This window comes from Pseudoalteromonas luteoviolacea NCIMB 1942, assembly GCF_001625595.1.
Taxonomy (GTDB): Bacteria; Pseudomonadota; Gammaproteobacteria; order Enterobacterales; family Alteromonadaceae; genus Pseudoalteromonas; species Pseudoalteromonas luteoviolacea_A.
The window spans coordinates 39,677-64,777 of sequence record NZ_AUXT01000146.1 but is presented as its reverse complement, the minus strand read 5'-3'; the positions used below and the strand labels follow the sequence as shown (position 1 = coordinate 64,777).

Here is a 25,101-nt window from a genome sequence, read left to right as displayed (position 1 = left end):
ATTCAATTATTTGGTAAGGCTGCGTGTCTAATTCAATCTCTTCTATTTGTATTCTAAGGCTATCAGCAATAGGCGACGTTTGCCATGCTGTGTCTGCCGTACAGGCAATTCAAAGAGCTCATCCGCAAGCAAAAATTACTTGGGTAATAGGTAAAGTGGAGGCGATGCTTTTAGCTGGCTTGCCTGGCGTTGAGTTTGTAATTTTTGATAAAAAACGTGGCAAGACTGCTTTTAAAGATTTAAAAGCACACTTTAAAGGGCGTAAATTTGATGTGCTGTTGCATATGCAAGTAGCATTAAGAGCTAATGTAGCAGCGTTGCAAATTCCTGCAAAGGTAAAGGTTGGCTTTGATAAAGGGCGCTCAAAAGAACTACATTCCTTATTTATAAATCAGCGTATCGAGCCGCAAAAAGAACCCCACGTGCTAGAAGGTTTTCACAATTTTGCGCGTGCAATAGGAGTTAATGATAATCAAATTAATTGGGATATGCCTTACTCTGCTGATGACGAAGCACAGGCCAAAGCGCTGTTAAGTGGGCTTGAGAGGGTTTTTGTGATTTCGCCTGCCGCGAGTAAAAAAGAGCGAAATTGGTTACCTGAGCGCTATGCAGCACTGGCTGATTATGCTTCGGAGCAGGGTTTTAGTGTCGTGATTACAGGCGGTCCAACAGAGATGGAGCAGTCTCTGAGTAGAGCAATCATTGAGCATGCAAACTGTGACATCGTCAATCTTGTTGGTAAAACACAACTAAAAGAACTACTGTGTGTACTCAAACAAGCTAAATTAGTATTGGCACCAGATACGGGGCCTGCCCACATGGCAGTGACAGTTGGTACTCCGGTAATTGGCTTATATGCCCATTCGAACCCAAAACGCACTGGCCCTTACCTTTATCAACACTATGTTGTTGAGGTTTATCATAAGAATCTGCTTTCCAAAAAAGGAAAATCAGCGCAAGAATTACCTTGGGGAATGCGAGTTAAAGGTACAGATTTAATGGCACAAATAGACGTTGAACAGGTGCAGTCCATGTTTGACAAAGTAGTAAAGCAAGAGCAGTTATGAAGTATAAAGCCGTCTTTTTAGATCGTGACGGGGTGATCAATCATGATCATGCCTATGTACATAAAATTGAAGAATTTGAATTTATTGATGGTGTGTTCGAAGCGTGTCAGCGTTTTATCGATCAAGGCTATAAAATTGTCGTGGTAACAAACCAATCAGGTATTGGTCGAGGTTACTATGATGAAGCGCAGTTTAAGGTTTTAACGGATTGGATGTGTGCGCAGTTTTTAGAAAATAACGTTGAAATCCACGGGGTATATTTTTGTCCTCATCACCCTAAACAAGCGCAACCTAAGTACTTAATGGATTGTAATTGCCGTAAACCACACCCTGGCATGCTGTTACAAGCAATAGAAGCGCACGATATTGATCCTACCCAAAGCATTATGGTTGGTGATAAGGGATCAGATATGAAAGCCGCTAAAGCTGCTGGTGTGGCGATTAAAGTGTTAGTGAGGTCAGGGCAAACATTTGACGAAAAAGACATGTTAGCTGCTGATTTGGTGTGTGAATCCCTTTCGGGTGTGCCTGATCTTGTACTCAAAGATGCTTGATTATTTACAGTTGAACAAAACAAGCCAATCACAATTCGTGCATTTAGCTTGCGAACCTTTTAAAATATACTCAAGTTATGTAATGCATTCATACAAAACTAAGCAATACGCTTGGGTATGACTTTTCATTTGGTGTGTATCCGTTTTTTGTTGATTTACTTTGAACCCTTACATCTAGCGAATTATTGATTAAATTCTGGTGGTTAGCTTATTAGCTAGCGACGAAATGATTTGTTATTTCTGAGGGCGCCAGTGTTACGACAATTATATGTGTACACACTCCGTGCAACCAATGGAGACTCTACATGAGAGCAGCGGCATTTTACAGCCAACTTCAACAACAGATAGAAGAAGTAAAAGCTGAAGGTTTATATAAAAAAGAACGTATTATCACTTCACAACAGCAAGCAGAAATTGCTGTTTCAACAGGTGAAAGTGTAATCAATTTTTGTGCAAACAATTATTTAGGTTTAGCTAACCATCCAGAGCTGATTGAAGCTGCGCAACAGGGGCTTTCTGATCACGGTTTTGGCGTTGCCTCAGTACGTTTCATTTGTGGTACACAAGATATTCATAAAACACTAGAAGAAAAAATCAGTACATTTTTAGAAACAGAAGACACGATTCTTTATTCGTCTTGTTTTGATGCGAATGCTGGTCTGTTCGAGACGATTTTAGGCCCAGAAGATGCCATCATCTCTGACTCACTAAACCACGCGTCAATCATTGATGGTGTGCGTTTATGTAAAGCGAAGCGTTTCCGCTACGCGAACAACGACATGGCTGATCTAGAGCAACAGCTAATCGCAGCGACTGAAGCTGGTGCAAAAACTAAGCTAATTGCGACGGACGGTGTGTTTTCAATGGATGGCGTGATCTGTAACTTGAAAGCCGTTTGCGATCTTGCTGACAAGTATGATGCGTTGGTAATGGTAGATGATTCTCACGCAGTAGGTTTCGTTGGCGAAAATGGTGCAGGTACGCCTGAATACTGCGGTGTAATGGATCGTGTTGACATTATTACAGGTACTTTAGGTAAAGCGCTTGGCGGTGCGTCAGGTGGTTACACTTCTGGTAAAAAAGAAATCGTTGAGTGGTTACGCCAGCGTTCACGCCCATACTTATTCTCAAACTCTTTGGCTCCATCTATTGTAACGGCGTCTATCAGAGTATTAGATATGCTCAAAGATGGCAAAGCGCTTCGTGAAAAGTTATGGGAAAACGCGGCACACTTCCGTAGTGAGATGGAAGCTGCGGGCTTCACATGTGCGGGTAAAGACCATGCGATTATTCCAGTGATGTTGGGTGATGCGAAGGTTGCGGCAGAAATGTCGGACAGACTACTCGCTGAAGGCATCTACGTTATTGGTTTCTCTTTCCCTGTCGTACCAAAAGGTCAAGCACGTATTCGTACACAGATCTCAGCTGCGCACACCAAAGAGCAACTAGATAAAGCGATTGCTGCATTTATCCGCATTGGTAAAGATTTAGGTGTGATTTAATAGCTAGGTGCCTATTTGGGCACCTACTTTCTAACGAGTGAGTATTATGAAAGCATTATCCAAGTTGAAAGCTGAAGAAGGGATCTGGATGACCGATGTGCCAAAGCCAGAAATGGGGCACAATGATCTGCTTATCAAGATCCGTAAAACAGCGATCTGTGGTACGGATGTCCATATTTACAAATGGGATGAGTGGTCGCAAAACACCATACCGACCCCCATGGTTGTAGGCCATGAATATGTGGGTGAAATCGTTGATATGGGCCAAGAAGTACGTGGATTTTCGATAGGTGACCGTGTATCTGGTGAAGGCCATATTACTTGTGGACATTGCCGCAACTGTCGTGGTGGACGTGTTCATTTATGTCGTAACACAATCGGTGTTGGCGTAAACAGAGAAGGTTCATTTGCTGAATACCTTGTGATCCCTGCATATAATGCATTTAAAATCCCTGATAATATCTCAGATGAGTTAGCATCTATTTTTGACCCATTTGGTAACGCAGTTCACACTGCACTGTCATTTGACCTAGTGGGTGAAGACGTATTAATTACAGGCGCAGGCCCAATTGGCATTATGGCTGCGGCAGTAGCTAAGCACGTTGGTGCACGTCATGTTGTAATCACCGATGTGAACGAGTACCGCTTGGATCTTGCAAGAAAAATGGGTGCAACACAAGCTGTTAATGTTGCAAATGAAAAACTGGAAGATGTCATGCAAGAATTAGGTATGACAGAAGGCTTTGATGTCGGTTTAGAGATGTCTGGTGTGCCAGTTGCTTTCAATAGCATGCTCAATAATATGAATCATGGTGGAAAAATTGCCATGCTAGGCATTCCTCCGAGTGATATGGCGGTTGATTGGAATCAGGTGATTTTTAAAGGCCTTGTCATCAAAGGCATATATGGCCGAGAGATGTTTGAGACTTGGTATAAAATGGCCAGTTTAATCCAGTCAGGCCTAAACTTAGAACCAATCATTACCCATCAATTCCATGTTGATGACTTCCAAGAAGGCTTCGATACAATGATCTCTGGCCAATCTGGAAAAGTAATTTTAAACTGGGCAGAATAAGCCTAGAACACTTAACACAAAGAGTGTGTTGCTGCGGCTAATAGATAACACATTAGCCGCATTTATAAAGGTCGTTTTTTTAAAGAGAGTAAGATGTCTTTTAAACATATCACCATTGAACAAACCCATGAAATGATGTCTCACGAGGATGTAGTGATAGCTGATATTCGAGATCCAAACTCCTATGCAGCGGGTCATATTCCAGGATCTGAGCACTTATCCAACGAAAATCTTGCGCACTTTATGCAGGAAAAAGAGTTTGAACAACCGATCATCATAGTGTGCTACCACGGCATAAGCTCGCAAAATGCTGCAAATTACTTGGTTGAACAAGGTTTTGAAGATGTATATAGCATGGACGGCGGATTTACGCAGTGGGAACAATCTCAGCCAAATAGTATAGAAAGATGAAATGTTTAGGCTCCTTTTCTGACCCCAGAGCGGTTCAAGGAGCTGCTGACTACCTTCAGACACAGGGAATCCATTGCCAACTACACAGTGAAGATGGAAGAGTCGTCACCGTGTGGATAAAGGAGCAGGATTACGCTTTGGCTGAACAGTATTGGCGTGAGTTTCTCTCTGATCCTTATAGTGATAAGTACAGTCAAGCTTCTTGGCAGGTAGGGTCGACGCAAAACCCTTTAAAGTATGAAGGCACGCAATTAAACCTCTTTTCACGTTTTATTCGCCTCAACTGGCTTTTACAGTCAGTCGCCGTCATCAGTATTTTACTTTTTGCGAGCTTCTTTGTTTATGATGCCAACAGCATTTTTAATGCACTTAAATTCAATATAGACAACCCGATTACTTGGTTAACTCCAGCTGTTGTACACTTTGGTATTATTCATCTTTTATTTAACCTAAGTTGGTGGCTTTATTTGGGTAATCAAATAGTCACAAGAACGAACTTCTATACGCTAGCAGTATTATTTATTTCGAGTGCATTTATTAGTAACTGGGCGCAATTCCTTTTCGTAGATGCTGAGTTCGGCGGACTTAGTGGAGTGGTGTATGCGCAGCTAGGGTTTTGCTGGGTTTATTCTTCGCTTAATAACAACGAGTCCCCAATATTGTCCAAGCCAATCGTTGGTTTCATGTTAATTTGGATGGTATTAGGGTTTGCCGACGTACTGTTTATCAGTATGGCGAATTGGGCACACTTATTTGGACTCTTATCTGGGGTTGTGGTGGCCTTTTTACATGCCAAAATTAGTGATAAAGGTACTTTGTAAAAAGGACTTCTCGGATTATCTCTTGTCCAGTCTCATCTTTTAACAGAGACTTTAACTTTGCCGCACACCTTTGTCTTATCTCTTCTCGACCAGTTAGTGACTTGATTGTCTCTTCTGGTTCTTTACTTAAGATTTGCACGATTGCATCTCTCAATAAGGGAGTGTGGTGCTCTACGACCGCGATGTTGGAAATATCGTCTAGCATAAGATCAATAGTGACTCTTACATAGCCTAACTTTTTGTTTGATTGGCCGATATAATTGGTGATGATATCTGGCTCGAAACCATAATAGCCAACAGTTGACTCTGCTTTAAGCTTAAAACTCAAGGTGCTGACCAATAGCGCTATTAACAATAAATGAAAACGAACCATAATTGCCTAAAAAAGTAACCAAATATCAATAATAAGCTTAGTTTATACTTAAATCTAAAACATGAACAGCGGGCAATAAGATAATCACAAACTTTTTTGCATTGCTAAGCTTTGGTATCATGGCGGCGATTTGGTCCTTATTGAATAATTGAATTGTTGAAAAATCCTATTTCCCTAGATTTTCAGTGGTGTGGCATAAACCAACTGAATGAAAAAGCACCCTCTTGGTTGTATGATAGATTAGTAGAGCAGGGCTCCTTGACCGCGTTACTCAAAAGCCAGTGTGTCGATTTTAGCGTACAAGTATTAAGTGAAACGCTGATGATGCCACCAGCGAATATAGCCAAACTACTAGGTAGAAGCGCTAGTCATAGCTTATGTCGAGAGGTGCTGCTGCTATGTGATGGTGTGCCGCATGTTTATGCTCAAAGCTGGATTACTGTAGAAGCTAATGAATTGGGGCTGAGCAACATGGGTAATAAACCTCTGGGAGAGAGGTTGTTCCAAGAGTCTGACTGGCAACGCGGTGCTTTAGAAGTGTGCCACATTCAATGTTCACAAAGCCGCAAACAGTTGGCCGCACTTTTTTCAGCGCCTTCTATGCCTTTCTTTGCTAGAAGAAGTATATTTACAAATCAAAATGCTAAAGTTTTGGTATGCGAAATATTCAACAATGGAATTGAATAAATGAAAAGTGCTGTTTTACAGTTATCACACTACCCAGAGTACAAGCAACTTATGCGTTTGGATAAACCCATAGGTACGTTTTTATTATTGTGGCCCACCATGTGGAGCTTATGGCTAGCTTCAGATGGCTCGCCTAGTTTGTTGCATATATTTGTTTTCTCGGTGGGAACATTTTTAATGCGAAGTGCGGGTTGCGTGATTAACGACTTTGCAGATCGTAAAGTTGATGGCGCTGTAAAACGCACCGCAATGAGGCCATTGGCAAGAGGGGTGGTGTCATCAAAAGAAGCACTATATTTGTTTTTCGTATTGGTGCTTGCTGCTTTTGCACTAGTGCTACTACTAAATTGGCAAACAATTGTGCTGTCCGTTGGCGGTGTTATTTTAGCTGCTATGTATCCGTTTATGAAGCGGTATACACATTTGCCGCAGGTTGTACTTGGGGCTGCGTTTAGTTGGGGGATCCCAATGTCTTTCATGGCGGCTTCCGGCGAGGTGCCTATGGTTGCTTGGTATCTATTCGTAGCCAATTTGGTATGGACTGTCGCTTACGATACGATGTATGCCATGGTAGATAGAGATGATGACCTTAAAATTGGAATTAAGTCTACGGCAATTCTATTTGGCAAGTGGGATAGACATATTATTGCACTTTTAAACCTTGGGTTTATGTTAATAATGGCCTATGTCGCAATGGTTTATAACTTAGGAGTCGGTTTTTGGTTGGCTTATGGTATTGCATGCATAGCGCTAGGATATTTACAAAAAGAAGTCACAACACGTGACAGGGATGCCTGCTTCAAAGCATTTTTAAATAATAATTATGTTGGCTTGATAATGTTTGTGGGCGTGCTGTTAGGTTAGACGTTTGCCCACATCAAAAATAGGATGTGGGCTACGTGCGTCAAGTAGAAGAGAAATTAAGAATGCACTGGCGCACTATTCATTTGTAATTGACTTGCCGTCTTTTCAATCAGCTTGAGCAAGCTGCTGACATGGGTATTACCACTAATTTGATGGTTAGTATTAATAACCAACTGCTCGTGACTATCATCTTTATTAGTCTTTAAAAGTGCTAATTCAGGATCTTGCGCAATTGTTTTTGAGTGTTCAATACTCGCGATAGCAAAGCTTTGGCTACACTTCAAACCATCAATAACTTGCGTGATGTTACCTATTTTAACACTTGTTGATTTGTTCAGACCTTCAACAGCTTCGTTAAGCATGCTCTGCACCTGTTTGGATTGAGAGAAACAACCGTACATAGGGTACTGAGAAAGCTCTGCTCTGCGAATGCAATCCTGTGAAGCCAACGGATGCATTTTAGAAACGAAGAGAATAAGCTGATCTGGCAAATGGATATCACTTATTAAGCTTGTCGCAGAAGAAAGGTAAACACTAATGTCGACTTCACCGAGTTGCACCTTTCTCGTTAATTCGTGTTCGTTTAGAAGCTGCATCTCAATTTTCACATTAGGATAATCAGCTAAGAACTTACCGCAAGACATCGGCACAATTTCACTTGCTTTGGCCGTATAGCCTACGATTAGCTTTTGTTGATCTCTACCGAATAAGCTTTGCTTAATCGTGTTCTTAGTTACGTCAAGCTCACTTAGTGTGGTTTTACAATAGTTTAAAAACAGCTCTCCTTGTTCAGTTAATTTCACTGATCGTGTAGAGCGTTTAACGAGCTCACACCCAATTTCATCTTCCAGAGTTTGTATGCTTCTGGTCAACGCAGAAGTACTGATCTGGGTTTGTTCGGCAGCTTGTCTGAAATGACGAAGGTTGCCAAGAGCAACAAATTGCTCAAGTTGTTCAAATCTCATTTGAAATTCCTTTTATTTCAACAAAAATGCAATCATAACGTTGATTTCCTAATACTAATACAGATTAAGGAAACATCCAAGTGAATTTTTTACATTTCGCTACAAATTTTTAGTCGGGATGGTTATCCCTAATTAAAATGAATTGTTCCAGATTATTTATAAACAAATCAACTAATTTGGGATCAAATTGCTTGGCTTTTTGAGATTTAATCTCAGAAATCACTTTTTCAAGTGGCCAAGCCGTTTTATAGCATCTTTTACTGCCGAGGGCGTCAAAAACGTCAGCCAAGGCAGTGATTCTGCCTACTATGTCAATATTTTCGCCACTTAGACCTTGTGGGTAGCCACTGCCATCCCACTTCTCATGATGTTGATGGGCAATTGTTGCGCCACATTGTAAAATTTCATTCGTAGAATTTTTCAATATCTCGTAGCCTAACTGGGCGTGAGTTTGCATTAATTCCCATTCGCCACTGGTAAGCTTTCCTGGCTTGTTAAGAATGACATCTGGAATGCCTATTTTGCCGATATCATGAAGAGGTGAAGCCATTTTAATAATTTCAGCTTGATAGCTATTGATACCTGAAAGTTCAGCAAGTAATTTGCTGTACATTGCGACGCGCTTAACATGGGAGCCAGTTTCTTTTGAGCGTTTCTCTACGGCTTCGCCTAAAATATAAGAGAGTTCACGTTGAGATTCTTTTACGGTTTCTCTGAGCTTTAAATTATCGTGTGCAAGCGCAATATTGTTGGCAAAGAACTCAAGAAGTTGGCAATCCGTACTCTGCAAAGAACTTTTTTTGCTTACATAAAGCATCGTTTCGAGGCCGCCTTTTGAGGTAAAATAGCCCACATATTCATTGCAGGACTTGCAAGAAGTTTTTCTGTTATGTGTTTCAATAAAAAGGTTTTTTACGTTTGTGGGGATTTTTTCTGAGCTGGGCTCTACACCTTCCCCCGATGCGGCCAATAACTTAAATTGTGAACCAGAGTCGGTTTGTCGGTTAGTGGCCGCAGCACAATATATTTCAGAATCTGATAAGCCTAAAACCTGAGAAACGTGGTTGAGTATAGTAGACGCGAAGTCTTGCACATTATCACACTCTAGAAAACTCGAAGAGGCAGCGATAATGCGCTCAAGTCCTTTTTTGTGCAGTTCTATGGTCTGCAAATCTCGATGGGAGCGCAGTGCAGAGTAGAGAAGAGTTTTTAGCTTGACGGCTGTCAGCTCTGTTTTGTTTTTGTAATCATTGATGTCATAGTCACGTATGACAGATTCTTCAGGGGCTTCCCCAGGCTGCCCTGTTCTCAAAATCAATCGAATATCATGATTGGCGATATCGTTACGAATAAACTTGATTAAGTCTAATCCGGCATGGTTGTTTTCCATAACAACATCAATCAAACCAACTGAAATTGAGTTTTCGCCCTCTAAAATTTCCATGGCTTGCTGTGCCGAATAAGCATGATGAAATCTCAATGACTTTTCTTCAAACCTGAAGTCAGAAAGAACGAGCTTGGTTACCTGATGGATGTCTTCCTCATCGTCTACGACTAGTACTTCCCAGAAGGCATCCTCTTTTTGAGTACTCGCTTCTTCTCTTAGTTGTTCATTTGAAAAAAGAAAACCACTCACACACGGCCCGCCTTTTACTGTTGTTAATGTCAGTATAGTCAGGCCAAGACGAGATGCTTACTCTTGCATTGGCTTTTTTTCAATATTATTGAGTTCAATTTCGATTGCGTCGCAAGAAATATGGATTTCGTATAGGGAGAGCATCAGTGATGCTACTAGGCAACACAAGCTTGCCCCAAATAAAACAATACCAAGCAAATTTACCTCAATGAACAAGGCGAACATGGATAGGGTACAAAGTAAAAATGAAAAGACGCCCCAGACCTGCATCAGCCTAATTAGTTTGATGCGCTTTTTTAAATTATTGATTTGTTGCACAACAAGGGGGCGTAACGTGTCCCCCTCTCGAGCATTTAACTCTCGAATCAGTTGGGCCAATACTAAAAACCGATTAGTATATGCAAGCAATAGTAAGGAAATAGCAGGAAAAAGTAATCCCGGTGTTGTGAGAGTCATAGAGCTCTTCCGATTTACACACTACAATATTGTTTATGATAGCAAAATTAGACTTGAGCGCTATGGAAAACGAATTAGACACTTGGTGTTGTTTGTTTAGTACTGATAATGTAATTGAAGCACACCTGGTCAAAGGATTGCTAAATCAAGCAAGGATAACGACTAAAATTCAAGGGGAGGTGTTGAGCTCTTCATTGGGGGAATTGCCCTTTGCCAATAACGCAATAAAGATCCTTGTACCTGCGATAAAGTTGCCCCTTGGCGAAGAAATATTGGTAAACTACCACCAGTCAAAATCAAATGAAGATTGGCAGTGTCCAAATTGTAATGAGCAAAATGGTGCGGCATTTCAATGTTGTTGGCATTGCGGAAATGAATATGAACAAAGCAAATAACTTTCAGCGGATCAGAGAACTCAACTATCTACAAAAAGCCGTTCTTGCAGCTGCTATTTTGGAACGTATGACACCAAATTACGGGCTTTTTAGTGAAGCAACAGGTTTTGGTGATGAGCAAGTGTTCAGAAACGCATTAAATTTATGTTGGGAAAAGCTACTTTTACCAAAAAGTAAAATTAGTCTTGAAAAACAAATAGAGAAAATTGAACCAAACGTACCTGAACTATCAGACTTTGATATGTTCGGAACTTACCCTGCAATTGATGTATCAACAGCATTACTTGGCTTTATTCAAGGGCTTATGACTAAAGATGACTCTGAGTTTGTCAATGTAGCAAAAATTTCACAGGCGACTGTTGCAAGATACATAGAGTTTTTGTTGATGTCTGAAGATATTACGCCGGACAATAAGTTAGTGCGAGAGCACCCATTAATGCAGTACGAAATTGACGTGCTCTCAGAATTAATTGACTTTGTAGAACAGATGGGGAGAATCACTTCAGAATCAATTAAGCAGCTTAAAGCACAAGCTGTTAGTGATGGGCAGACCAATATTGGCCTGGCTATTGAGTCAGCGTAAGTAGTAGATAAAGTAAAGTAGTGGAGAACAAGGTTGCGTATTTTAGGTATTGAATCTTCCTGTGATGAAACCGGCATAGCCATTTATGACGATGAACAAGGTTTATTGGCCCATCAGCTGTACAGTCAGGTAAAAGTGCATGCTGATTACGGTGGTGTAGTGCCTGAGCTTGCGTCTCGAGATCATGTTAGAAAAACAATTCCATTAATTGAAGCGGCGTTTGAACAAGCCAACTGTGGCCCCGAGTCATTAGATGGCATTGCTTATACTGCGGGCCCTGGGTTGGTAGGTGCTCTGCTTGTAGGGACCTCCATTGGTCGCTCATTGGCGTTTGGTTGGAATATCCCAGCGGTTGCTGTCCATCATATGGAAGGACATTTACTTGCCCCCATGCTTGAAGAGGATAAGCCAGAATTTCCGTTTGTTGCTTTGCTGGTATCTGGTGGGCATACCATGATGGTGAAAGTTGCAGGCATTGGTGAATATGAAATTTTGGGTGAGTCGGTGGACGATGCCGCAGGTGAAGCGTTTGATAAGACTGCTAAATTGTTGGGCTTAGATTATCCTGGCGGTCCTTTACTTGCAAAGCTCGCAACACAAGGTATACCAGACAGATTTGTTTTCCCGAGACCTATGACAGACCGGCCTGGATTGGACTTTAGCTTCAGCGGCCTAAAAACAGCCGCCGCAAATACGATAAAAAGTGAAGGTAGCGACGAGCAAACCAAAGCAGATATTGCACATGCTTTTCAAACGGCAGTCATTGATACGTTAGCAATTAAGTGTAAGCGCGCCTTAAAACAAACGGGTATCAAGCGTTTGGTTATTGCAGGTGGAGTGAGTGCAAATATTGAATTAAGAGGAAAACTAGAGCGTATGATGCAAGGGATGCAAGGTCGCGTTTATTATCCTCGGACTGAATTCTGTACAGATAATGGTGCGATGATTGCGTTTGCCGGTATGCAGCGCCTTAAGGCAGGACAGATTGCTCCGTTAGATATGAAAACCCAACCGCGTTGGCCTTTAGACAGCTTACCACCTGTGTCTTAATCAGATTTATCTCCGCTTTTCTTACCGACCCTAGGTTCTTTGCCTTGTAAGAGCCTAGAGATATTCGCTCTATGTCGAAATATTATCAAGATAGTTAAAAAGCCCACGGGTAACGTGTATTGAGGTTTGATAAGCCATGTATATAAAGGTGCTGCTGCAACCGTGACAATAGCCGCGAGAGATGAAAAACGAAAGGCCCACAAAACCAACAGCCACGTCAAAATTAATAACCCAGCCAAAGGTAACCCAATTGGTAGCAGCGCACCAAATGCGGTGGCAACAGCCTTTCCTCCATTAAAGTGAAAAAAGACAGGATAAATATGACCAAGGCAGGCGCTCACTGCAACAGCACCTAACCATATAGGCTCGATATTAAGAAAGTAAGCTCCCCAAACGGGGATCGTGCCCTTTAGTACATCGAAAACAAGTACGAGTGCAGCAGGAAGCTTGCCGCCAAGTCGCAGGACATTAGTTGCGCCTGGGTTGTTCGAACCTGAAAAGCGAGGATCCGGCAAAGAAAAAAGCCGAGAGATTAAAATCGCGGACGAAATTGAACCAAATAAATAAGCACAAATACACATTAAAATGACTAACACAAGCTTCCTTATTTTTTCTTGCTTTAATTTGGGCTATGATCGCGATTCTTTTGTACGGCTATAAGTATTGAGCCGACCTGTTTTAGTCATGCTAGGAGTATACATGGACAAGGTCTATATCTCGCAATTGCACGTCGAGACCATAATAGGAGTTTACGACTTTGAGAAAGAAAGTAAACAAAGCCTTTATTTTGATATTGAAATGTCTACAGATATTACTCAAGCGGCCAAGACGGATGACATTAATCTCGCTGTAGATTATGCCAAAGTGAGCGAGCGAGTAATCGAGCTATCAACTTCTTGCCAAGTTGAATTATTAGAAACTTTATTAGAACGTTTGGCTGAGGCGATTTTAGCCGAGTTTTCTGTAAGTGATGTTAAAATAAGAGTGAGCAAGCCTGCAGCGGTTGCACAAGCCCAAACAGTGGGGATTGAGATCTTACGGACAAAAAACTAATGGCAGAAATTTACATCAGTATTGGCTCTAATGTGGACAGAGAGCGACATTTTAAAAATGGATTAGCCGCTTTAATTAAGCATTTTCCCGACTATTCTCATTCTAATGTATATGAGAGCGAGCCAGTTGGGTTTAGCGGGAGAAACTTTTTTAACTCAGTATTTGCAGCAAAAACAATAATTAGCGTTGAACAAGTTTGTCTCATATTAAAACAAATCGAACAAGATAATGGCCGTACGAGAAGTGATAAAAAGTTCAGCCCTCGTACACTAGACCTCGATCTATTAATGTACGATGACATGATTTGTGAAGAGCCCGCACAATTACCAAGAGATGAAATTACTAAAAATGCATTTGTACTCTTGCCTTTATCTGAAGTTGCCGCTGAGGTAGAGCACCCCGTTGCCGGTCAGAAAATAAAAGCGATTTGGCAAAACTATCACAACCCTTCTCAAAAGCTATGGAAAGTGGAGCTGTAAATTAAAATGAGTATTATCGAAATAATTGTATTGGCTCTAATTCAAGGGTTAACAGAGTTCTTACCAATATCGAGTTCAGCACACTTGATCCTTCCTTCTCAAGTACTTGGCTGGCAAGATCAAGGTTTAGCCTTTGACGTTGCGGTACATGTGGGTACCTTGTTTGCTGTTGTGATTTATTTTCGTAAAGAAGTGAGTGAGATTTTAACTGCGTGGTTCAAGTCCTTTGGAAGTCAGGGAGCCACTGACGATAGTAAGCTTGGGTGGTTTATTTTGTTAGCAACATTACCCTCCCTTATTATTGGCTACTTCGCGAAAGATTTTGTAGAAGAGTATTCGCGAAATGCATGGATCATTGCTGCAACGACAATTGGCTTTGGTTTGTTACTGTGGTACGCGGATAAGACAGCCAAACAAGTTAAAACCATCTATCAGGTCAATTGGTTTATGGCGTTATGCATCGGCTTATCTCAAGTTATTGCTATGGTTCTGCCTGGCACTTCGCGCTCGGGCATTACCATGACGATTGGGTTAATGATGGGATTGAATAAACAAAGTGCTGCTAGGTTCTCATTTTTGATGTCTATTCCTGTTATTGCTGCGGCAGGCAGTTATTTAACTTATAAGTTAATCTCTGAAGGCACAGAATTTAATGCCACAGATATCATTACCGGTGCGGTGCTTTCATTCTTTTCAGCTTATGCCTGTATCCACTTTTTCTTAAAAGTGATTGAAAGAATGGGCATGTTACCGTTTGTTATTTATCGTCTGGCTTTAGGCGGTTTCTTAGTGATTTTCTTATCTATGTAAGCGCGCATTAGCGGGAGAGTAATGACTCTGCCGCTATTAACCTTTTAAAGATGTCGCTCATACAAAACAACCTCGGTACCTCCGAGAGGGTCATGATGCAGTTTGGATTCTTTGTAAGTGAGGCCGAGCTTTTCCATTATTTTAATTGAGCCTACATTATCACGTAAGGTGATTGCTGTTAGTGTGTCATAGACTTGGTTTTGCATAAGTGAATTACTCACTTGAAGCGCGGCTTCAGAGGCAAAACCTTGGCCCCAGTGAGATTGCATGAATCGCCAGCCTATCTCAAGGTTATTACCTGTTCTTTGTTCAGTAAAAAAATTCATCGGGCGAACCAATACCCAGCCAATAAACTTGTTTTGAGGTTTCAAAAAACAGCCCCACAATCCCCAACCTTGCTGCTCGTTGGTAAATTGGCGTAGGCGCGGTATAAAAAAGTTGTCGATGTCATCTAGGGTGTTAGGCTTGCCACCGTTAATATATCGCATAACCTCAGGATCTTGATCTAGTGCAAACAGAAAATCACGATCTGAGGGCGTAAGTAGGCGGTAGGCTAACCGCGAAGAAGCACTGATTTTAATGGTATTCCATTTATCCTTTTAGAGTGAGACTTGGTACAATACCCCGTCGTTTTTTATCGGAGGTTATTTTGAGCAACTCTGTATTGGCTCTTCGTGCACAGCAAATTGCTGAATCTAAAAGAGAGTTTAAAGCCCGAGGGTCTAAACTCACCCGTTGTGAAACTTGCCTACTGGCTGAGCCTCTATGTATTTGTGACGGAGTGATACAGGCTGACTGTGACAGCGCAGTGTGCCTAATAATGTACCATAATGAAAGTTTTAAGCCATCTAACACTGGGCGACTTATTGCTGACATTGTGCCAAACAATTACGCTTTCAGGTGGGACAGAACAGAGCCTGATAAAGCATTACTAGCGTTATTGTCAAACGAGCAGTATCAACCCATTATTGTTTTTCCTGAAGAAAACGTTGAACCGCACAGAGTGATCAAAAAAGTAACTGGTGAAACTGGGAAAACACCGTTATACATTTTTTTAGATGGTACATGGCGTGAAGCTAAAAAAATGTTTAGAAAAAGCCCATACCTGGATGCGTTACCCGTATTGTCAATTTCACCTCAGAGTTTATCCAATTACAAGCTGCGTGTTGCGCCTCATGAGCACCAACTTGGTACGGCAGAAGTCGCTTGTGTGGTGTTTGCAGAAAATGGTGAAGCAGAAGCAGCAGCTTACTTAACACAGCATTTTATTGACTTTAGAGATGCTTATCTGAAGGGTAAAAGAAGTAAACTAAATAACTGAATGTCATCCAATGAAGATAGCGCGACTCTTTCGAGCCGCGCTTGACGGAATCTTCTAAACAGCATCCTGCTATGTTGATTTGATCAACTCCTTACATCATTTCCATACAACTTGCTTGGTGTTTTGGTTCTGCAAGTTCACATGCATCCTGCGCCTTTCCACTTGGGCCATCCAAACCCCGTCCATTCGCCTCAGCTTTTCCGTAAGCCAATTTCCTTTGCCTAGATCCTTATTTGGGTATTCCATAACCCTTCCTAAATCCCTCACATCCTAACTTCCTGTGTATCAACTTCCTTACTTTAATGTTTGCATCCTACAAACACATCATAATCCAAGTTCCATACTCCATGCGGGGACCTAGTTCCTTGTTTCGCCATTCACATCCGTTTTCCTTGCTTAAGCCTCTCCCCTAGAGACAGATTAAGTATATGTCTTGTCATTGGTATTGAACATTAAGTTGCAGTTCATAAAAAACAGACTATGTTCTATTGTGATATTAAAAATTATTAAATAACAAAGAGTTTCCAGAAAATAGGTGATAATATCAGCGCTATCTTCATAGATATCTACTCACAAAGTGAGAGATCTCGCACACAAAAATTGTCTTAAAGCGACATTAATCGCTTTGGCATGCTAATTAGTGGGCTGTAATTTATTCATAATCGCGTTAGAATTGCCTGAGAATAATAATTGTTTGGATTTGGAGTCCTCATGAAACGAGCTATTGCCACATTATTGACTGCCGTGACTTGCCTACCCGCATTCGCAGCAGATGAAGTAAATATCTATTCATTCCGCCAGCCATTTTTAATTCAACCAATTTTGGATGATTTCACTAAGCAGACAGGTATTAAAACAAAAGTCGTGTTTGCTAAAAAAGGGCTGATTGAGCGTGTCAAAAGAGAAGGCAAACACTCTCGTGCAGATCTAGTTCTGACTTCGAATTTCAGCGCAATGATCCAGTTAGAAGACCTAGGATTGACGCAAAAAATTGACAGTAAAACAGTTGAGTCTAATATTCCTTCTGCATTTAGAGACCCTGAGGGGCAATGGGTTGCATTAACTAAGCGTGTGCGCAACGTTTACTCATCGAAGTCTCGCCTAGGCAAGCTTGACTCTTTAAGTTATGAAGAGCTAGCGGACCCTAAGTTTAAAGGGAAAATATGTACTCGCTCTGGCAAACACCCATACAACCTTGGTTTAGTTGCTTCGATGATTGCACATCATGGTGAAGCAGAAGCAAAAGACTGGTTGGTGGGTGTTAAGAACAATTTAGCACGCAAGCCTCAAGGCAACGACCGCGCGCAAGTGAAAGCAGTGAAAGAAGGTTTGTGCGATGTTGCATTAGGCAATAGTTATTATTTCGGAAAGATGATGACAGATGCCAAACAAAAGTCGTGGGCAGAGTCGGTATTCATTAATTTCCCTAATCAGAACAACCGAGGTTCGCACTTAAATGTGTCAGGTGTGGTATTAACAAAGTATGCAAAAAATAAAGAAAATGCCTTGAAACTCATAGAGTTTATGACGGACAATAAGGCGCAAAATATGTATGCATCGACGAATATGGAGTACCCAGTTAAGCCGGGCGTCGAATTATCTAAAATGGTAGCTTCTTGGGGAGCGTTTAAGGAAGACAGCTTGCCACTTGCTGAGATTAGTAAATACCGTCCATTAGCGTTAAAGCTAATTGATGAGGTAAAATTTGACCTTTAATGCAACTAAAAAATAATCTGTCTCACTGGCAGCTAATCGCGTGGGTGATAGGCATTTGCCTGTCGACCCCGCTAGCATTTCTTATATTTGAATCTTTGCAGGGAGAGTCTGAAGTATTCTCCCACCTCTGGAATACCGTCCTATGGGACTACATCAGTAATACGATCTGGTTAATAGTTGGGGTTTTACTACTAAGTGCTTTGATAGCACTGCCACTTGGCTGGCTGACCGCTTATTGTCACTTTCCTGGAAAACGTATATTTGAGTGGGCATTAATGCTTCCCTTGGCAATGCCGACCTACATTATTGCTTACGTTTATACTGATCTACTGGATTATGCCGGCCCCGTACAAATCCAATTACGGGAATGGTTTAATTGGACCAGCCCTGATGATTACTGGTTTTTTGACATACGTACTCTGCCTGGTGCCATCGTGATGATAGCGCTCGTGCTGTATCCATATCTTTATTTAATATTTAAAACGGCATTGAGAGAACAGTCTTTTAAACTGGTTCAAGCTAGCCAGTTAATGGGGCTGTCTCCATTTCAAAGCTTTTTGAGAGTAAGCCTTCCTTTGTCGCGTGGTGCAATAGTCGCAGCTTTAGCACTGATCAGTATGGAAACTATGGCTGACTTTGCAACTGTGCATTATTTCGCGGTAAGCACGTTAACGACAGCGGTGTATGATACTTGGTTAGGATATTACTCGTTGACGGCAGCGGCTAAAATTTCCGGTATTATGCTGCTATTTTTATTTGTCGCACTCTCTTTAGAAAAAATGAGTCGTAAGAGCCAGGTTGTTCATGAGCGTCAAAGTAGTGTTAACGATACTTGCTTGTATGAACTCAGTGGTAAGGCTGGCTGGTTGGCGACGCTATTTTGTTGCGTAGTGCTCATTGTGGCATTTTTTATCCCTGTGGGGATACTGTTTAGCTACGCGATAGATTATTTTGATCAAGCGTGGAACGATGACTTTTTTACCTATGCATGGCAAAGCTTAAAAATCAGCTTTTATGTGAGTGTTATCGCTATTTTGTTTAGCATCTTAGTCGTGTTCTATCAGCGTATTGGAGAGCAAAAATCAAAAAGCTTACCAGGCAAGGTCTCTAGTATGGGGTATGCCTTACCGGGTACGGTTTTGGCGATAGCAGTCCTATTGCCGCTGACATTATTTGATGACTATCTGAATCGCTGGTTCAGTGGAACAGGCTTTGAGCCAGGTTTGTTACTCAGCGGTACTATTTTTGCTATGGTTTTTGCCTATGTTGTGCGCTTTTATGCGATTGCGCACGGCGCTGTAGAGGCAAGCTTTGTTAGGATCAGTCCAAGTATTGATATGGCGAGTGCCTCTTTAGGTAAGAACAACTTACAAACGTTAGGTCGTGTGCATGTTCCTCTGCTCAAACGTGGGATTTTAACCGCAGGTCTATTAGTATTTATTGAATGTATGAAAGAGCTACCAGCGGCTTTATTGCTCCGTCCCTTTAACTTTGAGACCTTGGCAACGCATGTTTTTCAGTTTGTGAGTGATGAACAATTAGAACTTGCTTCCATCTCAGCCCTATTCATCGTATTAGTAGGATTAATGCCCTTGTATTTAGTCAATCGCTCCATGGAACAGCAGAAATAATGTACAGTTTATCTATTGAATCCCTACAATATAGTTACGATGGCCATGTCGTAATTGACGACTTAGACCTACAAGTTAAAGAGAATGAAATAGTTTGCTTGCTAGGTTCGAGTGGTTGTGGAAAAACAACCACCTTAAAAGCAATTGCAGGACTCCTTAAACCTCAAAACGGTGCAATTCATATCGGCTCCATGTGCGTAAATAGTAAAGGCGTGTGTGTGCCACCTCAAAATAGAAACGTAGGCATGATGTTTCAAGATTATGCTTTGTTTCCGCATTTGACGGTGACTCAAAATATTGCTTTTGGACTGGGGAAGTTGAGCCGCGCCGAAAGACAAGCTCGCGTTGATGAAATGCTTGAATTGGTGCTCCTAAGTGATTTTGGCAAGCGCTATCCTCATGAGTTGTCTGGTGGCCAGCAGCAGCGCGTTGCGATCGCCAGAGCTTTGGCTTACAGGCCAAACCTTTTGCTGTTAGATGAGCCTTTCTCAAACATTGATGCACAAGTACGTTTTCAGTTGATAAGTGATATTCGCAGCATTATCAAAGACCAAAAGGTTTCTGCAATTTTCGTTAGTCACTCTAAGGATGAAGCGTTTGCTTTTTCAGATCGATTAGCCATTATGCACAAAGGTAAAATTGAGCAACTAGGCTGTCCTACGGAGTTGTTTCAAACGCCAAAGAGTAAAGTCGTTGCCGAGTTTTTGGGGCAGGGAGTATATTTAGATGCAAAGCCATCTGGCAATGATAGTTTTCAGACAAGCTTTGGGTTAGTGAATTCGTTAACTGAGCAGTCTAAATCTCAAGATCAAGGCAAAATTTTTGTTCGTCCCAGTAATATAGAGTTATTTAATACGGATGCGGGGGATGTAAAGGTGAATCAGGAACGTTTTGTTGGCACAGAGTACCTATATGCGGTAGAGCTACAAGGGCAACAACTCGAAATTGCCAAGCCAGCAGACAAACCACTGGATTTGTCTAAACCGATCTCTTTAAAAATTAAGCCTCATGCGGTAAATTTCTTTTCTTAAGAGTGAATAGTAAATAGGGAAAAGCGATGGCTCAGCCTCAATCTGGCGTATGTGCAGAAGCAAATTTGCATGGTTTACACTTATTTTTCAACGTACTTGAAGGCCAAGATGAGGCTGTTAGGGCTACGTTGGCGCAGGTTGGGCGGCTTCAAGACGAGCTCAGTGATCGCTTTTCGGAGTCGATGTTAAGCAGCTTTGTTGCAGTAGGAGCGCAATATTGGCCACACATTTACCCTGAATTTATTCCTCCAGAATTAAAAAGCTTCCCGCACATAAAGTCATCCGAACACCTAATTCACAGTCAACCATTTGATCTATTGTATGTGATTCGTTCAGACCGAGAAGATGTGAACCACTTATTTGCACAAAGTGTTATTCATATGCTTTCAGGGTATGTTGAGCTAGTAGCCCATGTGCGCGGCTTTCGGTTTTTGGATGGGCGCAATTTTAATGGCTTTATTTATGGCAGTGAGACTCCTCATGGTCGCTTTAAAAGGCAAGTTGCGTTAGTAGACAGCCCACAAGGGCTTGATCATCAGGGCAGTTATATTCACATTCAACGTGTAAAGTTTGACTTAGCGCGTTGGCAGCAGTTACCGGTTACGGATCAAGAAACTCTTATGGGCCGAACACGACTAGACAATCACCTGATCGAGCCAAAAGTTGCCTTTAGCCATGCAAGTAGAGTAGAGATCAAAGACGCAAATGGATTGGTTTTATTACTCGATCAGAGTATGCCGTTTGGAGATGTATTTGAGCAGGGAAGTATTAGTTTAAGTTGCTCAGCACACGGAAACGCCTTCGAAACGGTGCTGATGAGTCGTTTTGGACTGTTGTCCGGCCAAGAGTGCTATGACCCATTACTAGACTATTCAGAAGCCGATATGGGAGCCGCTTTTTTCGCGCCATCACTCCAGTTTTTAAGTCAGATGGCGCAGAATATAGAAGGTTAATGCTTACACGTTGTCAAACAGCGTTTTAACTTTTTCAAGCGTGGCATCAATCTCTGAAATTTTAGCTGGTGCAATAAAAATTGTGTCATCCCCAGCAATAGTACCCAGTACTCCATCAGCACTACCCAGCGAATCTAGCAGTCTCGCTATAAGTTGTGCAGCCCCCGGGCTGGTGCGGATAATAATCATCATTTCATTATGCATGATATCGATAACCAGTTGTCGCAATGGGCTTTTTGCTGTCGGTACTCCCATTTCGGCAGGAAGGCAATAAACCATTTCTTGTTTTGCATTACGAGTACGAACAGCGCCAAACTTACTTAACATGCGCGAAACTTTACTTTGACTAACATTATCAAAGCCTTGATCTTTGAGTGCATCAACGATTTCGCCTTGAGAACCAAAGTTTTCTTCTCTTAATAAGGCTTTAAAGGCTCTAACTAAAGCTTCTTGTTTCTCTTGCGCTTGCATATACATCTCTTCTTTCTTGTTTGGTTAGTCGATTTTACACAAATCGACACCGTTACCCAAATTTTCACGCCAGAGTAATTTTCATGCTGTATCGTAAAGTGAATTTGCTTAACAGTTTTCCGTTGTTTACAACTATAGTCGAAAAAATCTCGAAAATAACGCGGATAAATTTGTCTTTGCTCGCGCTTTTCATTATCTTTACAGCACACAAAATTCCTACCTTCAATATATGGAGAATTATAATGAAAGTTGCTGTATTAGGTGCCGCTGGTGGTATCGGTCAAGCGTTATCACTTTTGCTTAAAAACGGTTTACCTGCGGGCTCTGAGCTAGCACTATATGATGTTGCACCTGTTGTTCCTGGTGTTGCAGTGGATCTTTCTCACATCCCAACTGCTGTTAAAGTAGCGGGTTACGGTAAAGACGATTTAGACCCTGCTCTAGCTGGTGCTGATATCGTATTGATCCCGGCTGGTATGCCACGTAAGCCTGGTATGGACCGTGCGGATCTATTCAATGTAAATGCGAGCATTGTTAGAACTCTAGCTGAAGGTATCGTTAAAAACTGTCCTAAGGCGTTTGTTGGTATCATTACAAACCCGGTAAACGGCACTGTTCCAATCGTTCGCGAAGTATTCAAAAAAGCAGGTACTTATGACGCTGCTCGCGTATTCGGTGTAACAACACTTGACGTTATTCGTGCTGAGACTTTCATTGCAGAGCTTAAAGGTCTTGACGTTTCAGAAGTGAAAATTCCGGTTATAGGTGGTCACTCTGGTACAACTATCCTACCTTTACTTTCACAAGTTGAAGGTGTTGAGTTCACTGACGAAGAAGTTGCTTCTCTTACTAAGCGTATTCAAAACGCTGGTACTGAAGTTGTTGAAGCGAAAGCGGGTGGCGGTTCAGCTACACTTTCAATGGGTGCCGCAGCAGCACGTTTCTGCTTCTCTCTAGTTAAAGGTCTTCAAGGTGAAGAAAATGTACTAGAGTACGCATACGTTGAAGGTAACACTGGTGATGCAGAGTTCTTCGCGCAACCAATTCGCCTAGGTAAAAACGGTGTAGAAGAGCTTCTACCTTACGGTGAACTAAGTGCGTTTGAGCAAAAAGCAAAAGATGATATGCTTGCAACACTTGAAAAAGATATCAAAGAAGGCGTTGACTTCATGGCTTAATGCCTGAATGACACCTGAGATTGTTAAAAGCAGCTTTATAAGCTGCTTTTTTATTGACGCGATCTCCAGTACAAAAAACCGGCGAAGGCCGGTTTTTCAAAGTCGATTATTAAGCTGTAATTAATGTAGAATCCTAGCCCTTATTGTACCTTCAACAGCGCTTAATTCTTTTAGCGCAACTTCGGAGTGGTCGCTGTCTACGTCAATCACTACGTAACCAATACAATCGTCTGTTTGTAGATACTGAGCTGCTATATTAATACCGTGCTGGGCAAATGCTTGGTTAATTTGGGTCAGCACGCCAGGTCTATTTTCGTGCACATGAAGTAGTCGGCTACGATTTGATAACTCTGGCAACGAAACCTCTGGGAAGTTTACAGCAGTTACTGTTGAACCATTATCAGAGTATTTAGTGAGCTTGCCAGCAACCTCGATACCGATGTTTTCCTGCGCTTCTTGGGTAGAGCCACCTACGTGTGGCGTTAGAATGACGTTATCAAACTCTCTTAATGGAGAAACAAACTCTTCATCATTAGATTTTGGCTCGACAGGAAAAACATCAATTGCAGCGCCAGCCAGTTTTTCGTGCTGTAAGGCTTCTGCGAGCGCATCGATATCTACAACCGTGCCTCTAGATGCATTTATTAAGATTGCACCTTGCTTCATAACCTCAATTTCGGCCATACCAATGAGGTTTTTAGTTTGGGGTGTTTCTGGAACATGAAGACTTATAACATCTGCGCGTTGAAGCAGCTGCGTAAGGTTTTGCACTTGTTGGGCGTTACCTAGAGTTAACTTATCTTCGATATCATAAAACTCTACCTTCATACCGATATTTTCAGCCATGATACCAAGCTGAGTACCGATATGCCCGTAGCCAATAATACCTAATGTTTTGCCCCTTGCTTCATATGAGCCTATTGCTGATTTTAACCACTTGCCTCTGTGCGCCATTGCGTTTCGTTTCGGAATGCCACGAAATAACAGTAAAATCTCGCCGAGTACGAGCTCTGCAACCGAGCGAGTATTTGAAAAAGGCGCATTAAAAACAGCAATTCCTTTGCGCTTTGCTGAGTCTAAGTCAACTTGATTCGTGCCGATACAGAAGCAGCCTATAGCCACTAATTTTTCTGCTGCGTTTAGAACATTCTCAGAGAGGTGAGTACGGGAGCGGATCCCGATGAAATGGACTTGGCGGATCCGCTCAATAAGTTCATTTTCAGGTAGCGATGTCTTGAGGTATTCAATATTGCTATACCCATTGCGCTTTAGCGTTTCAACGGCGCTTTGGTGCACGCCCTCTAACAATAAAATTCTGATTTTATCTTTTGACAAAGATACCTTACTCATGACTCATTCCTGTTACCTAGTTTGCGGACCTTGCGGAGTCCCAGTAATAACAGTGTTGGCACCACGGTGAGCAAACAGTCCGTTGGTAACAACACCTACGATTTGATTTATTTGTTCTTCTAGTGCTTCTGGCTCAGTGATGTTTAACCCATGTACATCTAAAATGACGTTGCCATTGTCGGTAATTACACCTTGTCGATAAACCGGATCACCACCAAGCTTTAGTAGTTCTCGCGCAACATAGCTGCGTGCCATAGGAATAACCTCTACTGGCAATGGGAAAGTACCTAATGTATCTACATGCTTACTTTCATCGACAATACAGACAAACTTTTCTGCAACAGCGGCAACGATTTTTTCTCGAGTCAATGCTGCACCACCGCCTTTTATCATATGGCCTTGTGGATTTATTTCATCTGCACCATCCACATAAACGTCTAGCTGAGCAACATCATTTAATTCATATACTTCAATACCAAGCGCTTTCAGTTTCTCAGTCGATGCTTCAGAACTAGAAACTGCACCTTTGATGTCATCTTTAATACTGCCTAGCGCATCAATAAAATGATTTACAGTTGAACCGGTACCGACTCCAACAATTGTATTTTCGTTGACGTGCTCGAGTGCAGCCCATGCTGCCGCTTTTTTCATTTCATCTTGTGTCATAAC

30 protein-coding genes are annotated in these 25,101 nt (G+C 41.7%); 20 read left to right on the top strand and 10 right to left on the bottom strand.

Annotation, left to right across the window (positions count from 1 at the left end; genetic code table 11):
* Window positions 1-23 precede the first annotated feature (23 nt).
* The 6 genes from N482_RS08375 to glpG all read left to right on the top strand — a co-directional run bounded on the left by N482_RS08375 (window position 24) and on the right by glpG (window position 5,430).
* Window positions 24-1,067 carry a glycosyltransferase family 9 protein gene (locus N482_RS08375; RefSeq protein ID WP_063376604.1) on the top strand — a complete coding sequence of 348 codons (1,044 nt, stop codon included), beginning with the start codon at window positions 24-26 and terminating at the stop codon, window positions 1,065-1,067.
* A complete protein-coding gene (gene gmhB, locus N482_RS08370; protein ID WP_063376603.1) occupies window positions 1,064-1,621 on the top strand; it encodes a D-glycero-beta-D-manno-heptose 1,7-bisphosphate 7-phosphatase in 558 nt (185 codons plus the stop codon). Before N482_RS08375 ends, gmhB begins: the two co-directional genes overlap by 4 nt.
* Window positions 1,622-1,926: 305 nt before the next feature.
* Window positions 1,927-3,123 carry a glycine C-acetyltransferase gene (locus tag N482_RS08365; RefSeq protein ID WP_063376602.1) on the top strand — a complete coding sequence of 399 codons (1,197 nt, stop codon included), beginning with the start codon at window positions 1,927-1,929 and terminating at the stop codon, window positions 3,121-3,123.
* Window positions 3,124-3,169: 46 nt separating this feature from the next.
* Complete coding sequence (tdh, locus tag N482_RS08360; protein ID WP_063376601.1) at window positions 3,170-4,198, top strand: L-threonine 3-dehydrogenase; 1,029 nt, start codon at window positions 3,170-3,172, stop codon at window positions 4,196-4,198.
* 93 nt (window positions 4,199-4,291) lie between these two features.
* Complete coding sequence (gene glpE, locus N482_RS08355; RefSeq protein WP_063376600.1) at window positions 4,292-4,609, top strand: thiosulfate sulfurtransferase GlpE; 318 nt, start codon at window positions 4,292-4,294, stop codon at window positions 4,607-4,609.
* The gene (glpG, locus tag N482_RS08350; protein WP_063376599.1) at window positions 4,606-5,430 is read left to right on the top strand and encodes a rhomboid family intramembrane serine protease GlpG; all 825 of its coding nucleotides are present in this window, start codon (window positions 4,606-4,608) and stop codon (window positions 5,428-5,430) included. The genes glpE and glpG overlap by 4 nt, the downstream gene beginning before the upstream one ends.
* On the opposite strand, the gene N482_RS08345 is transcribed toward glpG, so the two are convergent.
* Window positions 5,408-5,803 (bottom strand): flagellar basal body-associated protein FliL, encoded by a 396-nt coding sequence (locus N482_RS08345; protein ID WP_063376598.1) that lies wholly within the window; start codon window positions 5,801-5,803, stop codon window positions 5,408-5,410. The genes glpG and N482_RS08345 overlap by 23 nt on opposite strands.
* 153 nt (window positions 5,804-5,956) lie before the next feature.
* Between N482_RS08345 and N482_RS08340 the strand changes: the two genes are divergently transcribed.
* Window positions 5,957-6,490 (top strand): chorismate--pyruvate lyase family protein, encoded by a 534-nt coding sequence (locus N482_RS08340; protein ID WP_063376597.1) that lies wholly within the window; start codon window positions 5,957-5,959, stop codon window positions 6,488-6,490.
* A complete protein-coding gene (ubiA, locus tag N482_RS08335) occupies window positions 6,491-7,354 on the top strand; it encodes a 4-hydroxybenzoate octaprenyltransferase (protein WP_063376596.1) in 864 nt (287 codons plus the stop codon).
* A 56-nt stretch (window positions 7,355-7,410) separates the two neighbouring features.
* Here the strand turns inward: ubiA and N482_RS08330 are convergent, their stop codons facing one another.
* The 3 genes from N482_RS08330 to N482_RS08320 all read right to left on the bottom strand — a co-directional run bounded on the left by N482_RS08330 (window position 7,411) and on the right by N482_RS08320 (window position 10,411).
* Complete coding sequence (locus N482_RS08330) at window positions 7,411-8,319, bottom strand: LysR family transcriptional regulator (RefSeq protein ID WP_063376595.1); 909 nt, start codon at window positions 8,317-8,319, stop codon at window positions 7,411-7,413.
* 109 nt (window positions 8,320-8,428) lie between these two features.
* Window positions 8,429-9,955, bottom strand: coding sequence for a DUF3369 domain-containing protein (locus N482_RS08325; RefSeq protein WP_063376594.1), 1,527 nt, complete (start codon window positions 9,953-9,955; stop codon window positions 8,429-8,431).
* A gap of 57 nt (window positions 9,956-10,012) precedes the next feature.
* Window positions 10,013-10,411, bottom strand: a complete 399-nt coding sequence (locus tag N482_RS08320; protein ID WP_063376593.1) for a DUF2721 domain-containing protein — start codon at window positions 10,409-10,411, stop codon at window positions 10,013-10,015.
* A 35-nt stretch (window positions 10,412-10,446) separates the two neighbouring features.
* Here N482_RS08320 and N482_RS08315 point away from each other — a divergent pair, with 35 nt between their 5' ends.
* Genes N482_RS08315 through tsaD form a run of 3 tightly spaced genes read left to right on the top strand, consistent with a single transcriptional unit; the run spans window position 10,447 to window position 12,439 of the window.
* Window positions 10,447-10,806: a DUF2007 domain-containing protein gene (locus tag N482_RS08315; protein ID WP_231100815.1), complete on the top strand. Its 360-nt coding sequence runs from the start codon at window positions 10,447-10,449 to the stop codon at window positions 10,804-10,806.
* A complete protein-coding gene (locus N482_RS08310; protein ID WP_063376618.1) occupies window positions 10,790-11,389 on the top strand; it encodes a YjaG family protein in 600 nt (199 codons plus the stop codon). Before N482_RS08315 ends, N482_RS08310 begins: the two co-directional genes overlap by 17 nt.
* 33 nt (window positions 11,390-11,422) lie before the next feature.
* Window positions 11,423-12,439: a tRNA (adenosine(37)-N6)-threonylcarbamoyltransferase complex transferase subunit TsaD gene (tsaD, locus tag N482_RS08305; RefSeq protein ID WP_063376592.1), complete on the top strand. Its 1,017-nt coding sequence runs from the start codon at window positions 11,423-11,425 to the stop codon at window positions 12,437-12,439.
* Here the strand turns inward: tsaD and plsY are convergent.
* Complete coding sequence (plsY, locus tag N482_RS08300; protein WP_155730546.1) at window positions 12,436-13,035, bottom strand: glycerol-3-phosphate 1-O-acyltransferase PlsY; 600 nt, start codon at window positions 13,033-13,035, stop codon at window positions 12,436-12,438. The genes tsaD and plsY overlap by 4 nt on opposite strands.
* A 103-nt stretch (window positions 13,036-13,138) precedes the next feature.
* On the opposite strand from plsY, the gene folB reads away from it, so the two are divergent.
* From folB to N482_RS08285, 3 genes are read left to right on the top strand one after another with little or no spacing between them, the layout of a single operon-like run.
* Window positions 13,139-13,492, top strand: a complete 354-nt coding sequence (gene folB, locus N482_RS08295; protein WP_063376590.1) for a dihydroneopterin aldolase — start codon at window positions 13,139-13,141, stop codon at window positions 13,490-13,492.
* Window positions 13,492-13,971 carry a 2-amino-4-hydroxy-6-hydroxymethyldihydropteridine diphosphokinase gene (gene folK / locus N482_RS08290; protein ID WP_063376589.1) on the top strand — a complete coding sequence of 160 codons (480 nt, stop codon included), beginning with the start codon at window positions 13,492-13,494 and terminating at the stop codon, window positions 13,969-13,971. The genes folB and folK overlap by 1 nt, the downstream gene beginning before the upstream one ends.
* A 6-nt stretch (window positions 13,972-13,977) precedes the next feature.
* A complete protein-coding gene (locus N482_RS08285; RefSeq protein WP_063376588.1) occupies window positions 13,978-14,781 on the top strand; it encodes an undecaprenyl-diphosphate phosphatase in 804 nt (267 codons plus the stop codon).
* A 44-nt stretch (window positions 14,782-14,825) separates the two neighbouring features.
* Here the strand turns inward: N482_RS08285 and N482_RS08280 are convergent, their stop codons facing one another.
* A complete protein-coding gene (locus tag N482_RS08280) occupies window positions 14,826-15,356 on the bottom strand; it encodes a GNAT family N-acetyltransferase (protein ID WP_231100817.1) in 531 nt (176 codons plus the stop codon).
* A gap of 74 nt (window positions 15,357-15,430) precedes the next feature.
* Here N482_RS08280 and N482_RS08275 point away from each other — a divergent pair, with 74 nt between their 5' ends.
* On the top strand, window positions 15,431-16,102 hold the full coding sequence (locus N482_RS08275) for a tRNA-uridine aminocarboxypropyltransferase (RefSeq protein WP_063376586.1): 672 nt from the start codon (window positions 15,431-15,433) through the stop codon (window positions 16,100-16,102).
* Between the two features lie 96 nt (window positions 16,103-16,198).
* On the opposite strand, the gene N482_RS24780 is transcribed toward N482_RS08275, so the two are convergent.
* Entirely contained in the window at window positions 16,199-16,348 is a 150-nt protein-coding gene (locus tag N482_RS24780) for a hypothetical protein (RefSeq protein ID WP_155730545.1), read from the bottom strand.
* Between the two features lie 465 nt (window positions 16,349-16,813).
* Between N482_RS24780 and N482_RS08270 the strand changes: the two genes are divergently transcribed.
* The 4 genes from N482_RS08270 to N482_RS08255 are packed head-to-tail and all read left to right on the top strand — an operon-like array spanning window position 16,814 to window position 21,433.
* A complete protein-coding gene (locus N482_RS08270) occupies window positions 16,814-17,818 on the top strand; it encodes a Fe(3+) ABC transporter substrate-binding protein (RefSeq protein ID WP_063376585.1) in 1,005 nt (334 codons plus the stop codon).
* Window positions 17,818-19,449, top strand: a complete 1,632-nt coding sequence (locus N482_RS08265) for an ABC transporter permease (protein ID WP_063376584.1) — start codon at window positions 17,818-17,820, stop codon at window positions 19,447-19,449. The genes N482_RS08270 and N482_RS08265 overlap by 1 nt, the downstream gene beginning before the upstream one ends.
* Complete coding sequence (locus N482_RS08260; protein WP_063376583.1) at window positions 19,449-20,480, top strand: ABC transporter ATP-binding protein; 1,032 nt, start codon at window positions 19,449-19,451, stop codon at window positions 20,478-20,480. The genes N482_RS08265 and N482_RS08260 overlap by 1 nt, the downstream gene beginning before the upstream one ends.
* A gap of 26 nt (window positions 20,481-20,506) precedes the next feature.
* Window positions 20,507-21,433, top strand: coding sequence for a Dyp-type peroxidase (locus N482_RS08255; RefSeq protein WP_063376582.1), 927 nt, complete (start codon window positions 20,507-20,509; stop codon window positions 21,431-21,433).
* Between the two features lie 3 nt (window positions 21,434-21,436).
* Here the strand turns inward: N482_RS08255 and argR are convergent, their stop codons facing one another.
* Entirely contained in the window at window positions 21,437-21,904 is a 468-nt protein-coding gene (gene argR / locus N482_RS08250; protein ID WP_063376581.1) for a transcriptional regulator ArgR, read from the bottom strand.
* Between the two features lie 242 nt (window positions 21,905-22,146).
* On the opposite strand from argR, the gene mdh reads away from it, so the two are divergent.
* On the top strand, window positions 22,147-23,082 hold the full coding sequence (gene mdh / locus N482_RS08245) for a malate dehydrogenase (protein WP_063376580.1): 936 nt from the start codon (window positions 22,147-22,149) through the stop codon (window positions 23,080-23,082).
* 120 nt (window positions 23,083-23,202) lie between these two features.
* Here the strand turns inward: mdh and serA are convergent, their stop codons facing one another.
* Together serA and rpiA are read right to left on the bottom strand one after the other, a co-directional pair.
* Window positions 23,203-24,432 (bottom strand): phosphoglycerate dehydrogenase, encoded by a 1,230-nt coding sequence (serA, locus tag N482_RS08240; RefSeq protein WP_063376579.1) that lies wholly within the window; start codon window positions 24,430-24,432, stop codon window positions 23,203-23,205.
* Window positions 24,433-24,444: 12 nt separating this feature from the next.
* On the bottom strand, window positions 24,445-25,098 hold the full coding sequence (gene rpiA, locus N482_RS08235) for a ribose-5-phosphate isomerase RpiA (protein ID WP_063376578.1): 654 nt from the start codon (window positions 25,096-25,098) through the stop codon (window positions 24,445-24,447).
* Window positions 25,099-25,101 lie beyond the last annotated feature (3 nt).

Excerpts from the sequence above, each read along its gene's own strand:
- N482_RS08330 (WP_063376595.1), bottom strand. The coding sequence starts at position 8,319 with ATGAGATTTGAACAACTTGAGCAATTTGTTGCTCTTGGCAACCTTCGT.
- argR (WP_063376581.1), bottom strand. The coding sequence starts at position 21,904 with ATGCAAGCGCAAGAGAAACAAGAAGCTTTAGTTAGAGCCTTTAAAGCC.
- N482_RS08315 (WP_231100815.1), top strand. The coding sequence starts at position 10,447 with ATGATAGCAAAATTAGACTTGAGCGCTATGGAAAACGAATTAGACACT.
- N482_RS08310 (WP_063376618.1), top strand. The coding sequence starts at position 10,790 with ATGAACAAAGCAAATAACTTTCAGCGGATCAGAGAACTCAACTATCTA.
- gmhB (WP_063376603.1), top strand. The coding sequence starts at position 1,064 with ATGAAGTATAAAGCCGTCTTTTTAGATCGTGACGGGGTGATCAATCAT.
- N482_RS08255 (WP_063376582.1), top strand. The coding sequence starts at position 20,507 with ATGGCTCAGCCTCAATCTGGCGTATGTGCAGAAGCAAATTTGCATGGT.
- N482_RS24780 (WP_155730545.1), bottom strand. The coding sequence starts at position 16,348 with ATGGAATACCCAAATAAGGATCTAGGCAAAGGAAATTGGCTTACGGAA.
- glpE (WP_063376600.1), top strand. The coding sequence starts at position 4,292 with ATGTCTTTTAAACATATCACCATTGAACAAACCCATGAAATGATGTCT.
- N482_RS08345 (WP_063376598.1), bottom strand. The coding sequence starts at position 5,803 with ATGGTTCGTTTTCATTTATTGTTAATAGCGCTATTGGTCAGCACCTTG.
- rpiA (WP_063376578.1), bottom strand. The coding sequence starts at position 25,098 with ATGACACAAGATGAAATGAAAAAAGCGGCAGCATGGGCTGCACTCGAG.
- N482_RS08285 (WP_063376588.1), top strand. The coding sequence starts at position 13,978 with ATGAGTATTATCGAAATAATTGTATTGGCTCTAATTCAAGGGTTAACA.
- glpG (WP_063376599.1), top strand. The coding sequence starts at position 4,606 with ATGAAATGTTTAGGCTCCTTTTCTGACCCCAGAGCGGTTCAAGGAGCT.
- mdh (WP_063376580.1), top strand. The coding sequence starts at position 22,147 with ATGAAAGTTGCTGTATTAGGTGCCGCTGGTGGTATCGGTCAAGCGTTA.
- N482_RS08265 (WP_063376584.1), top strand. The coding sequence starts at position 17,818 with ATGCAACTAAAAAATAATCTGTCTCACTGGCAGCTAATCGCGTGGGTG.
- N482_RS08365 (WP_063376602.1), top strand. The coding sequence starts at position 1,927 with ATGAGAGCAGCGGCATTTTACAGCCAACTTCAACAACAGATAGAAGAA.
- folB (WP_063376590.1), top strand. The coding sequence starts at position 13,139 with ATGGACAAGGTCTATATCTCGCAATTGCACGTCGAGACCATAATAGGA.
- serA (WP_063376579.1), bottom strand. The coding sequence starts at position 24,432 with ATGAGTAAGGTATCTTTGTCAAAAGATAAAATCAGAATTTTATTGTTA.
- N482_RS08270 (WP_063376585.1), top strand. The coding sequence starts at position 16,814 with ATGAAACGAGCTATTGCCACATTATTGACTGCCGTGACTTGCCTACCC.
- folK (WP_063376589.1), top strand. The coding sequence starts at position 13,492 with ATGGCAGAAATTTACATCAGTATTGGCTCTAATGTGGACAGAGAGCGA.
- tdh (WP_063376601.1), top strand. The coding sequence starts at position 3,170 with ATGAAAGCATTATCCAAGTTGAAAGCTGAAGAAGGGATCTGGATGACC.
- ubiA (WP_063376596.1), top strand. The coding sequence starts at position 6,491 with ATGAAAAGTGCTGTTTTACAGTTATCACACTACCCAGAGTACAAGCAA.
- N482_RS08260 (WP_063376583.1), top strand. The coding sequence starts at position 19,449 with ATGTACAGTTTATCTATTGAATCCCTACAATATAGTTACGATGGCCAT.
- N482_RS08320 (WP_063376593.1), bottom strand. The coding sequence starts at position 10,411 with ATGACTCTCACAACACCGGGATTACTTTTTCCTGCTATTTCCTTACTA.